Consider the following 12481-nt stretch of genomic DNA (forward strand, 5'->3'; position numbering starts at 1 on the left):
ATACCTAAAGGAAACTCCTATCCACCAAAAGGTGTGCAAAAGTAATTCATTTATTTAATATGGCAAAATATTTAAAGCGAGATATTTATTAGGAACACAAAAAGAAGCAATAAAAGGTTTTGGAGCGAAAAATTAGGCGTTTTTGGAGGTATAGTTCCCGCTGTCCTTCCAATCTTTTATAAGCTTAGTCAAAGTTTTGAGCTTTGACAAAGCTTATAAAAGGATTTTCCCTCCCATCTGGGCTAGTTAGGCAATATTGTGATGTATCGGCAATAAAAAAAACAATTTCAAAAACGAGAGCATGTTAATTCAGTAATCTTTGTCAAAGTTCAAAATTTTGACAAAATTATCCTTTAGTTTTGAAAAGTCTTAACTAAAAACCCGTCTCGTTTTTTAGAACGAGACGGGTTTATTTAAAATTTTTACTGTTATTTAATGATTTAAATTCTCCATTTCATTTGGATCATGTTTATGTTTAAACAAAATAGCAAATGCTATAGCAATAATCAATGAATAAATTGCAAATGCCAACCAAATGGTATGCCAATCCTTCATTAACAAAGCCGAATCCAATAATCCATCTGTAGAAACCACTTTACCTTGACTTTTTACAAATTCTAACATATTCGGATTTGTAACATCTGTTTGTAAAAAAGAAGCTAAGTCAGTAGTCGTGGTAAAAGACTTCGTAAAAAAGCGATCAATAGCCCATCCCGAAGTAAAACTTCCCAATATGGCTCCTACTCCATTGGTCATCATCATAAACATCCCTTGAGCTGAAGAACGATTTTTGGCATCCGTATGCGTTTCTACAAACAACGAACCTGATATATTGAAGAAATCAAAAGCCATTCCGTATACAATGCAAGACAAAATAATCATCCACAATCCATCTACTGGATTCCCAAACGAAAATAATCCAAATCGCAATACCCAAGCCAGCATACTGATCAGCATCACTTGTTTGATTCCAAAACGTTTTAAGAAAAAAGGAATTGCCAATATAAATAAAGTCTCCGAAATCTGAGAAATCGACATGATAATAGTAGAATATTTTACCACGAATGAATCAGCATATTTTGGAAAATGTTTGAATTCATCCAAGAAAACATCTCCATATGCATTGGTAAGTTGTAATGCACCTCCCAAAAACATAGAAAATATAAAAAATAAAGCCATTTTATAATCAGCAAATAGTTTAAAGGACTCCAAGCCTAAAGTTTCCATCAACGATGCATTCTCTTTGGTCAATCGTTGTGGCTTACATTTGGGCAAACTAAACGCATAAAGACCTAATAAAACTGCTGCTATTCCTGCGATATAAAATTGGTAAGCATTTGCTTTATTTCCTGTTAAGTTGGTAATCCACATAGCGACTATAAAACCAATTGTTCCAAAAACCCGAATTGGTGGAAAGCTTTTAACAACGTCTAAGCCATTTGTTTTTAAGGCATTATATGAAATTGAGTTGCTTAAAGCAATAGTTGGCATATAAAAACACATGGCAACCAGCATTATATAGATAAAAGTTGTTGGCGTAGTAACTTCGGGTAAATAAAATAAAACAGCACCATACAAAATATGTAAAACACCATATAATTTCTCAGCATTAATCCACCTATCAGCAATAATTCCTGTAAGAGTTGGCATAAACAAAGAAGCAATTCCCATGGTGCTAAATACCAACCCAAATTGTGTTCCTTCCCAATTTTTGGTGCCAAACCAATAATTTGCAATGGTAATTAACCAAGCTCCCCAAACAAAAAATTGAAGAAAACTCATTAATGTTAACCTATTTTTAATTCCCATAAAATATATTTTTATTATAAAAAAGTATCAGCTTGTAAAACTACTATTTAAAATCAAACTTGCAAGTATTTATTCATTTTGTAATACATCATTTATCAACTCCAAAACAACATCAAATTGTTCTTTGCGATCCAAATAGGAATTGTCAACTTCTATAGCGTCTTCTGCCATTATCAAAGGGGAGTCATCTCTGTGAGTATCAATATAATCGCGTTCTACTACATTCTTTAAAACATCTTCATAAGAAACTAAATCTCCTTTTGCCTGTAATTCGTCAAAGCGTCTTTGTGCACGGGTATCTGCTCCTGCCGTCATGAATATTTTCAATTCTGCATTAGGAAAAACTACGGTTCCTATATCTCTACCGTCCATCACAATTCCTTTTTCTTTCCCCATTTGCTGTTGTTGTTCTACTAATTTAGAGCGTACTTCTGAAATAGCGGCTATTGTGCTAACAAAGTTTGAAACTTCCAAAGTTCTAATTTCAGTTTCTACATTAACTTCGTTCAAATACATTTCGGCAAATCCCAATTCAGGATTAAATTTAAATTGTAATCTTATTGTAGGCAATAAATCTATTAATCTGTCTTTATCGAGGAACTCTATTCCGATACAATTATTTTGCATCGCAAATAACGTTACAGCACGATACATGGCACCAGTATCTACATAAACATACCCCAAATGTTTGGCCAATTGCTTGGCCAATGTGCTTTTTCCTGTGGATGAAAATCCGTCTATTGCAATGGTAATTTTTTTCATGTTTTTATTTATATATATGCGAACAAATTGCGTTCAATTTTCTCTTATCTATTTTCTTTACTCTTTTTATAAATATCATTCTCCCAAATTAATCATTAATCCAAATAAACTTGTATTTCCTGCCAATGTATATTTAGAATAGGAATAATTGAATTTTAGTTTGTTTAATTTGAGTCCAAATCCTAAAGAAAGGCCTGAAAAATTACGCTGGTCTTGAATTTGTAATTCGGCTCCTCTTCTAAAATTATATCCTAATCTAAGATTGAATGCTTTTTTAGGGAAAAGTTCTACTCCAAAAATCATATGACGAAGTGTATTGTTCAAAAAAGAAATTTTCTCTTTGGTAACCGTTCCATCTATTGAAGTTTCTGAATTAACTGGATTGGAAAATGCCAAATTCCATTGTTGTAAATTTTCAACTGTCAGATGCCAACGAATAGGAACATGATCCAATTCCTGAGAAACTCCTGCAATGATTTCAAAAGGTAATTTTTCTCGGGTACCGTCGTAAGTTGTAAATTGGGTACCAATGTTCATTAATGTTAATGCCCAATTCACATCATTTTTCTCATCAATATATACCATTCCAAGATCTACTGCTGCTCCAAAAGAGTTGTAACTTTCTAATGTAGATTCGATGAATTTAGCATTTGCACCTAAATGAATATCGGTATAGGGTATGTTGTAGGCATAGCCCAAAGAAAGGGCAATTTCACTTCCTGTAAATGAAGAAGTAGGTAAACCATTTTCATCATAACCATCAAATTTACCGTAATTGATATAATTTATTCCTGCTTGAAATGTTTGTAAATGCTGATCGTAAGTGTAAGCGTATGAAGCTGTTCCATAAGTTACTTCTTGGTAGTAATTTCCGTAATTAATAGAGAGGTGATTGTCCATTTCTTGATTAATAGAGGCTGGATTAAAAAGTGCTTGATTGACATCTTCATCATAAATTGTAATAACTTTTCCTCCTAATGCTGCTTGTCTTGGTGAAGCAATTAAATCTAAAAATTGATAAGTGTACTTCCCTCCTATTTGTCCGTAAGTCACAGAACAAATTAAAACTAAAAAGAAAAATAAAAGTTTTTGGGACATGCCTACAATTGCTATTTTGAATGTATAAAACGCAATTGCGAAGATAAAATTATTAATAGAAATAAAGATACATTCTAAAAACAAATTCCAAGTTCCAATAAAATCAATTGGAACTTGGAATTAGAAAAATAATAAATTTTAATACGTACTATTTCAATACTTTAGCATTTTTTACTTTCTCTTTTGTAATTGCAATTTCTAAAACTTCGCTCATTTCTTTTACATAATGAAAGGTAAGACCTTCTAAATATTCTGGTTTGATCTCATCAATATCACTTTTATTTTCGTGACATAAAATAATTTCTTTGATATTCGCTCTTTTGGCAGCCAATATTTTTTCTTTGATTCCACCAACAGGTAAAACTTTACCTCTCAAAGTAATTTCTCCTGTCATGGCCAAGTTTTTCTTTACTCTTTTTTGTGTGAGCAATGAAACTAACGAAGTTAACATCGCAATTCCAGCGCTAGGTCCATCTTTTGGTGTAGCACCTTCTGGGACGTGTAAATGGATGTTATATTTAGAAAGTAATTCTGAATTTAACCCCACTAATTCAGCATTGGATTTTATGTATTCTAATGCAATCGTTGCTGATTCTTTCATAACGTTACCTAAATTACCAGTAATCGTCATTGATCCTTTTCCTGGTGATAATAAGGATTCTATAAAAAGAATATCTCCACCCACGCTCGTCCACGCTAATCCAGTAACTACTCCTGCTACATCATTATTCTCGTATTTGTCACGTTCTAATCTTGGAACACCCAATACTTTTATAATGTCTTCGTCGGTTACTTTTTTATTGTATTCTTCTTCCATTGCTACCGATTTCGCAGCATTTCGAACGATTTGTGCAATTTTATTTTCCAATCCACGTACACCAGATTCACGAGTATACCCTTCTACAATTTTTTCTAATTGCTTTTTACCAATACTCAAATCTTTGGCTTTCAATCCGTGTGCAGCCAATTGTTTTGAAAATAAATGCTTGCGGGCAATTTCTACTTTCTCCTCAATGGTATATCCTGACATTTTTATGATTTCCATTCTGTCTACTAAAGCAGGTTGAATGGCTGCCATATTATTGGAAGTTGCTATAAACATCACTTTAGATAAATCGTAACCCATTTCAAGGAAATTATCATAAAATGAATTGTTTTGTTCTGGATCTAAAACCTCTAATAATGCTGAGGATGGATCACCATTATGGCTAGAGGATAATTTATCAATTTCATCCAAAACAAACACAGGATTTGAGGTTCCTGCTTTTTTCAAACTTTGAATGATTCTTCCCGGCATTGCTCCAATATAGGTTTTTCTATGACCTCGAATTTCGGCTTCGTCTCTTAAACCTCCAAGAGAGATACGAACATATTCTCGACCCAATGCTTCGGCTACAGATCTTCCAATAGAAGTTTTTCCAACTCCTGGAGGTCCTGTTAAACAGATTATTGGCGACTTCATGTCATTTCTTAATTTAAGAACAGCCAAATGCTCAATCATTCTTTTTTTGACATCTTCCAATCCAAAATGATCTTTATCTAATACTTTTTGAGCATGTTTTAAATCAAAATTATCTTTAGAATATTCGCCCCATGGCAATTCTAAAAATAATTCCAAATAATTTCTTTGTATTCCAAAATCAGGAGCTTGTGGATTCATTCTACGCATTTTAGACAATTCTTTCTCGAAATGTTTTTGCGTTTTTTCGTCCCATTTTTTGGTTTTGGCTTTCTGACTCATTTCGTCCATTTCTTCCTCCTGCGAAACACCTCCCAATTCTTCTTGGATGGTTTTCATTTGCTGGTGCAAGAAATATTCTCTTTGTTGCTGATCTAAATCAAAACGTACTTTAGACTGAATATCATTTTTTAATTCTAGTTTTTGCAACTCTACATTCATATAACGCAAAGTTTCCAGAGCACGATCTTTTAATCCATTGATGGACAATAAATCTTGTTTCTCTTTTACAGATAGATTCATGTTTGAAGAAACAAAACTGATTAAAAATGAGGGACTTCCAATGTTTTTAATGGCAAAAGTTGCTTCAGAAGGAATATTGGGACTTTCATTTATAATCTGGACAGCCAATTCTTTTACAGAATCAATAATTGCATTAAACTCAGAATCTTTTTTAGCAGGTCTTTTTTCAGGAACTTCTTTAATTTTGGCTTTTAAATAAGGCTCTTCAGAAACTACTTCGGTAATTTCAAAACGCTTTTTTCCTTGCAGAATTACGGTTACATTTCCGTCGGGCATTTTTAAAACCCTTAAAATACGTGCAACAGTTCCTATTTTATGGATATCATCTTTTGACGGATCTTCATCTTCTTCATTAATTTGAGCAACAACTCCAATAACTTTTCCTGCAGCATTGGCATCGTTGATCAATTTAATTGATTTATCTCTTCCTGCAGAAATTGGAATGACAACTCCAGGGAATAATACGGTATTTCGTAAAGGTAAAATTGGCAAAGAATCGGGTAATTCTTCATTGTTCATCTCCTCTTCGTCTTCTGGAGTCAATAATGGAATTAATTCTGCTTCAGAATCAAATTCTTGAAGTGACAGATTGTCAATGGTAAGTATTTTATGATTTGACATAGTATTATTTAAGTCTTTTTGTCATTAATTTTCTAAATCGGAACACAAATATAAGGTAACATATCAATATTCGATACTAATATTGATGCATAAACACATTATAATATTGCAGTGATTAATAAGGCAATCATTATGCCAAATCAATTTTGTTGCTATTTAAATTAAAGTACTTTTCAATTTTAAAGGTAAAAAATCCGCACTAAGGCGGATTTTAAATAAAAAAAAGATCAAATTAATAGGAAACACTAAAAGCTCCATCTGTAACAGTATAGGTTGCTGTAGCAAAAAGAGAAGTATATTTTGTAGTGAAAGTACCCTTAATTATTCTCTTTGCTGTATCATGACTCGTAATTACAACAGAGCCTGCGCCTGTGAAATTTCCAGTAGCAGTCATGTCTTTACTATATTGAAAAATATAATCCATTCCATACGCGTCAACTGCGTAAGTCCCTTGTTTTATTGTACTTGGTAAAGATATTCCAAGAGTCTCAACACTTCCTTTTCTTGCAGATATAGATATTCTACCGCTTTGTAAAATGGCAAATATGTTAGTAGGCACAAAGGCTACTCCATCTAGTTTTGCTGAAAAAGTATTTGAAGTTGGTGTAGGTGTTGGTGTTACTACATCAGCTGCAAACGAAATATTTGTAAAAGAACCCTTTGTGAATTTTTTTGTTTCTCCTTTGCCATTATTGCCCATGAAATCAATTCCTGTAAATTCAAATGTACCAGATATTTTCTTTGTAACATTATCAATAGATAAAATTGTCAAAACTCCAGTATCTGTATAATTTAAAATTCCATCAGCGACCTCTTTAGGCACACATATATATGCATTTGCACCTCCAGCTGGAGTATAAACCAAAACTAAAGGTTCGTCTATATTGCTAAAATTTTTCCATGTATAAGTTCCCACTTTATTCGTTGGCAAAGTAATTTGGATAAAATCTCCATTTGGTGCTCTAAGTCCTGTTATTGAAATATATGTTTCATTTACGATTGCTTGAACTGCTGTTGAAACAAAAGTTTTTCCATCAAAATCAACTTTTAGAGTACCATTTTCTACCACAGATACACTATCATCAACACTCTCGTCTTTACTACAAGAATTTAAACTTAAAACCAAAACTAAAAGGGATACAAATAAAATACTAAATTTTTTCATTGAATTAAATTTTTTAAATTAAAATGTAAATTTACTACATTTTTAATTTAAAAATGTTTTTTATTTGTAAATTTCTTATTAAAATTATATATAAAAAAAATTAAACAAGAAAAATTATTAGTTAAAGACAAATATCTTATAAGATTTTCTATTTCAAAGTATTTGTTTTGGGAACCTTATTTAATAGAAATACGCCAATTATAAAAAAGACAGCCAATAACACGATAGCAAGTCTTGGACTTCCGGTAATTTGATCGATAGCACCATAAACACACATTCCGATTACAATACCAATTTTCTCAGTAACATCATAGAAGCTGAAAAAGGAAGCAGTATCCTCGGTTTCTGGTAAAAATTTAGAGTAAGTAGAACGAGATAAGGCTTGTATACCACCCATTACAAATCCAACCAATGCAGCCATAATATAGAATTGAATTGGTGTGACAATAAAATATGCTGCCGAACAAAGCAAAACCCAAAAGCAATTGATCGCAATCAATGTTGGAATGTTTCCATATTTAGCAGAAGCTTTTGACGTTAAAATTGCTCCAACCACAGCAATGATTTGGATTAATAAAATACATATTATCAATCCAGTTTGACTTTGACTAGGAGATTCCCAAGTTATTTCTTGAGAACCAAAATAAGTAGCAATTAACATTACGGTTTGTACGGCCATACTGTAAACAAAAAAACTAAATAAATATCTTTTTAATGGAATATTTGTTTCTAATTGTCTCCAAACTTTTTTTAATTCTTTGAAACCATTTAAAACGACTGCTTTTGTTACTTTTCGATCAGTATTTTTATTTCCTTTTGGTAAAAAATAATAGGTGTATTGACTAAAAATAATCCACCAAATTCCTACCATAATAAATGAATATCTCATTGCAGCTATTTTTTCTGAATCTTTAGCACCAAGAACCATTATTAAACTCGCAACTAGCAAAATAACACTGCCAATATACCCTAAAGAATAGCCTTTGGCACTTACCGCATCTTGTTGTTCATTGAAAGCGATGTCTGGCAGATAAGAGTTATAAAACACCAAACTTCCCCAAAAACCGATTAAACCCAAAAAGTAAAATAATAAACCAACATAAATATTATCCAAACTAAACCAGTTCAATCCTATACATGATAATGCTCCTAAATAGCAAAAGAATTTCATGAATGATTTTTTATTGCCTACATAATCGGCAATTCCCGATAATAATGGTGAAATAATGGCTACAACCAAAAAAGCCGCTGCAGTAACAAAACTAATTAATGCGGAGTTTTTTAAACTCATTCCAAAAACAGTTATGTAATGATCTCTATCGGCAAATAAAGATTCATAAAAAATTGGAAAAATAGCTGAAGAAATTACTAATGGATAAACAGAATTTGCCCAATCATAAAAAGCCCATGCATTTAATAATTTTTTGCTTCCTTTTGCTAAATCTGCCATATTAATTAGTTTTTTATATTCGCGAATTTATTTATTTTTTTGGTGGAATGACAATAAATAATGCTTTTTCATATATTATTTTTTCAATAATACATTATTACTATTATTGTGTTTAAGAGGATTCATAAAAAAAGCTATTCCTAAAAAAGAATAGCTTGAATCGTTCAAAAAAATATTTAATAACAGTTGATCGTTATTTATAAAAAGCATTTACTTTTGTAGCAGCTGCTATTGCTTCTGGAATTAAAGCTTGTAAATTAGCCATTCTTGTAGCATCTGAAGGGTGTGTACTAAGAAATTCAGGAGGCGATTGTCCTCCAGACTTTGTAGCCATTCTTTGCCAAAACACAATAGCTTCATCTGGATTATAACCCGCAATTGCCATTAAAGTAAGTCCTATTTTATCAGCTTCGCTTTCATGATTTCTGCTAAAAGGAAGCATTACTCCTACTTCAGAACCTAAACCATAATATTGTTGCCACATTTGCTGTTTCTCGGCACTTTGTTGACCTGTAGCAACAGCCACTCCTACTGCGCCCAATTCTTGTAACTGAGAGGCACTCATCCTTTGTGCGCCATGATTTGCCAATGCATGTGAAACCTCATGTCCTATAACGGTTGCTAAACCAGCTTCATCTTTAGTTATTGCTAAAATCCCTGAATACACAACAATTTTTCCTCCAGGCATACACCAAGCATTAACTTCTTTATTATCAATTAATTTATATTCCCATTGGTACCCATTCAAATAACTAGTTTGTCCCAGATAGGCCAAATATTTTTCAGCGGCTTTTTTAATCTTTAGTCCAACTGTTTCAACCCTTTGCGCATCAACTGTTCCTAAAATTATTTTATTCTCCTTCAAAAAAGTTCCATATTGTTGAAACGAAGAAGGAAATAATTCGCTGTTTGAAACAAAATTAAGTTGTTTCTTTCCTGTAATCGGATTAGTAGCACAAGAATAACTTAGCCCGATAATGACTATTATTAATAAATACTTTTTCATGATGTCGTCATTTAATGTTAGTACAAAAATGCAACTTTTATGTTTTTAATATTTACATAATTAATATCAAAAGTATCAACTTTAGTATAAAGGATGTGAACCAAGTATAAGATTTTTGAAAATTTAAATATTCAGTAAAAAAACAATAATATTTTATTTTAAACCCTTTGGGTACATTTTTTTTAAACCCTTAGAAACAAAAATTTTCTAAGCTCAAAAAAGAAACTTTTCACTTATTTGGAACACATATAGTGCTCTATGTGAAAGGCATATTTTTTTTTTTGATATTCTTTTCTTAAATAAAGTCTATGTTCTATGTGTTTTATAAAAATTTTATGGATTACACCCAACGAGTTATTTTAAGTCTTTTTGAATCAACCAAGAATCTGTATTAGATATTGTTACTAAGCTTAATTATTCAATTATGGCAAGATCTCACGGACTATTGTTGACCAAGGAATACTTTTTCCTTTCGATTTTAAAAAAGGAGTAAGTTTTTGGTTTTGAAGAAGAATTCAGATGCAGTTTATTTCTGATGCGGATTCTGGGTTTAGTTTAATTTCTTGGGATGCATTAAAAATAAAAACCTATTGAATAAATACTAACCGTAAAATTAATATTTCATTCAATAGGTGTTTTTTTTATTTCAATTATAAAACTAAGATATTTTGAATACTGTAACACTTAATGGAGGGAGTAATAAAGCTGTAGAATATTCTTTTCCATCATAAGGATTAGTTTCAATGCTTATTTTTTTAGTGTTTTTTACACCACTACCTCCAAAAACAGTATCATCACTATTGAATATTTCTACTAGTTTACCTGTTTTTGGCAAACCTATTCTATAATTTTCACGAACTACTGGGGTGAAATTTAGCACTATAATCAAATCATCTTTAGGATTGTTTCCTTTTCGAATAAAAGACATTACTGCATTCTCATGATCTGAATAGTTAATCCATTCAAATCCTTCTTGACTAAATTGTTTTTCGTGTAATGCAGGTTCCGTTTTGTATAATTCATTTAGTTTGGTTATCACTAATTTTATACCGTTGTGAAATGGGTATTGTAATAAATGCCAATCCAAACTACTTTCGAAATTCCATTCACTGCTTTGTCCAAATTCTGCTCCCATAAACAATAATTTGGTTCCAGGATGTGTAAACATATAACCATAAAGTAAACGAAGATTTGCAAATTTTTGCCATTCGTCTCCAGGCATTCTTCCTAGAATAGATTTTTTGCCGTACACCACTTCGTCATGTGAAAGCGGCAACATAAAATTTTCAGTATAGGTATAGGTCATTGAAAATGTCAAATCATTTTGATGGTATTTTCTATAAATTGTTTCTTTTTGAAAATATTGCAAAGTATCGTGCATCCAACCCATCATCCATTTCATTCCAAAACCCAAACCTCCAATAAAGGTTGGTCTTGAAACCATAGGGAAAGAGGTACTTTCTTCAGCAATTGTTTGAACGCCTTCATAATTGGTATAAACAGCTTCGTTGAAATCCTTTAAAAAGCTGATAGTATCTAGATTTTCTCTTCCTCCATAAATATTAGGTTCCCACTCCCCTTCTTCTCTGGAATAATCCAAATATAACATTGAAGCAACAGCATCTACTCTTAAACCATCAACATGATAATGTTGTAACCAAAATAAAGCATTACTGATTAAGAACGAACGCACTTCATTTCGTCCATAATTAAAAACCAAACTTTTCCAATCGGGATGATATCCTTTTCTACGATCGGGATGTTCAAACAAATTAGAACCATCAAAAAAGCCTAAACCATGAGCGTCATCTGGAAAATGCGATGGAACCCAATCCAGAATAACTCCAATACCCGCTTCGTGTAATTTATCTACCAGAACCATAAATTCTTGAGGTGTTCCAAATCTAGAAGTGGGTGCAAAATAACCTATTAGTTGATATCCCCAAGAAGGATCGTACGGATATTCCATTACAGGCATAAACTCTACGTGAGTAAATCCTGTTTCTTTTACATATTTAACCAATTCATCTGCTAGTTCTAGATAAGTTAAGAATCGGTTTTCATCTCCTTTTCTTTTCCAAGATCCCAAATGCACTTCGTAAACCGAATATGGTTTGTCTAAGTCATTGTGCTCCTTACGGTTTTTCATCCATTTAGCATCTTTCCATTTGTAGTCAAGATCCCAAATTACTGAAGCCGTGTGAGGTGGTTTTTCACAATAAAAAGCAAATGGATCTGCTTTTTCGGTTATAATACCATTATTGCTAGATTGGATTTTGTATTTATATGTAGTTCCTGCTTCTAATCCTGGAATGAAACCTTCCCAAATACCAGATGAATCCCAACGCACTTGCAATTGATGCTCGCCTTGAATCCAATAATTAAAATCGCCAATAACAGAAACCGTTCTTGCCGAAGGTGCCCATACTGCAAAATAAACCCCTTTTACACCATCAACTTCAATAAGATGTGCACCAAGTTTTTCATAAAGTCTAAAATGTTTTCCTGCTTTGAATAAATCAATATCAAAATCGGTAAAAAGGGAATAGGTTTGTACTTTGTTCATTTCTATTTTTTATTTTTTTGTTG

8 protein-coding genes are annotated in these 12481 nt (G+C 32.1%); all 8 read right to left on the reverse strand.

Annotated features, from left to right (window positions below):
* Window positions 1-432 precede the first annotated feature (432 nt).
* The 8 genes from OYT91_RS04615 to glgB all read right to left on the reverse strand — a co-directional run bounded on the left by OYT91_RS04615 (window position 433) and on the right by glgB (window position 12458).
* Window positions 433-1809, reverse strand: a complete 1377-nt coding sequence (locus OYT91_RS04615) for a nucleoside permease (protein ID WP_281239705.1) — start codon at window positions 1807-1809, stop codon at window positions 433-435.
* A 69-nt stretch (window positions 1810-1878) separates the two neighbouring features.
* A complete protein-coding gene (gene cmk / locus OYT91_RS04620) occupies window positions 1879-2571 on the reverse strand; it encodes a (d)CMP kinase (RefSeq protein ID WP_281239706.1) in 693 nt (230 codons plus the stop codon).
* Window positions 2572-2646: 75 nt separating this feature from the next.
* On the reverse strand, window positions 2647-3669 hold the full coding sequence (porQ, locus tag OYT91_RS04625; protein WP_281239707.1) for a type IX secretion system protein PorQ: 1023 nt from the start codon (window positions 3667-3669) through the stop codon (window positions 2647-2649).
* A gap of 148 nt (window positions 3670-3817) precedes the next feature.
* Complete coding sequence (gene lon, locus OYT91_RS04630) at window positions 3818-6271, reverse strand: endopeptidase La (protein WP_281239708.1); 2454 nt, start codon at window positions 6269-6271, stop codon at window positions 3818-3820.
* A 232-nt stretch (window positions 6272-6503) separates the two neighbouring features.
* Entirely contained in the window at window positions 6504-7436 is a 933-nt protein-coding gene (locus OYT91_RS04635) for a DUF6252 domain-containing protein (protein ID WP_281239709.1), read from the reverse strand.
* Between the two features lie 148 nt (window positions 7437-7584).
* On the reverse strand, window positions 7585-8886 hold the full coding sequence (locus OYT91_RS04640) for an MFS transporter (protein ID WP_281239710.1): 1302 nt from the start codon (window positions 8884-8886) through the stop codon (window positions 7585-7587).
* A gap of 193 nt (window positions 8887-9079) precedes the next feature.
* Window positions 9080-9892 carry a M48 family metallopeptidase gene (locus OYT91_RS04645; RefSeq protein ID WP_281239711.1) on the reverse strand — a complete coding sequence of 271 codons (813 nt, stop codon included), beginning with the start codon at window positions 9890-9892 and terminating at the stop codon, window positions 9080-9082.
* 658 nt (window positions 9893-10550) lie between these two features.
* On the reverse strand, window positions 10551-12458 hold the full coding sequence (gene glgB, locus OYT91_RS04650; protein ID WP_269222822.1) for a 1,4-alpha-glucan branching protein GlgB: 1908 nt from the start codon (window positions 12456-12458) through the stop codon (window positions 10551-10553).
* Between the last annotated feature and the right edge of the window lie 23 nt (window positions 12459-12481).

This window comes from Flavobacterium praedii (assembly GCF_026810365.1).
Taxonomy (GTDB): domain Bacteria; phylum Bacteroidota; class Bacteroidia; order Flavobacteriales; family Flavobacteriaceae; genus Flavobacterium; species Flavobacterium praedii.

Bases quoted from the DNA above. Each gene is read 5' to 3' on its own strand.
- OYT91_RS04615 (WP_281239705.1), bottom strand. From the start codon at position 1,809: ATGGGAATTAAAAATAGGTTAACATTAATGAGTTTTCTTCAATTTTTT.
- cmk (WP_281239706.1), bottom strand. From the start codon at position 2,571: ATGAAAAAAATTACCATTGCAATAGACGGATTTTCATCCACAGGAAAA.
- porQ (WP_281239707.1), bottom strand. From the start codon at position 3,669: ATGTCCCAAAAACTTTTATTTTTCTTTTTAGTTTTAATTTGTTCTGTG.
- lon (WP_281239708.1), bottom strand. From the start codon at position 6,271: ATGTCAAATCATAAAATACTTACCATTGACAATCTGTCACTTCAAGAA.
- OYT91_RS04635 (WP_281239709.1), bottom strand. From the start codon at position 7,436: ATGAAAAAATTTAGTATTTTATTTGTATCCCTTTTAGTTTTGGTTTTA.
- OYT91_RS04640 (WP_281239710.1), bottom strand. From the start codon at position 8,886: ATGGCAGATTTAGCAAAAGGAAGCAAAAAATTATTAAATGCATGGGCT.
- OYT91_RS04645 (WP_281239711.1), bottom strand. From the start codon at position 9,892: ATGAAAAAGTATTTATTAATAATAGTCATTATCGGGCTAAGTTATTCT.
- glgB (WP_269222822.1), bottom strand. From the start codon at position 12,458: ATGAACAAAGTACAAACCTATTCCCTTTTTACCGATTTTGATATTGAT.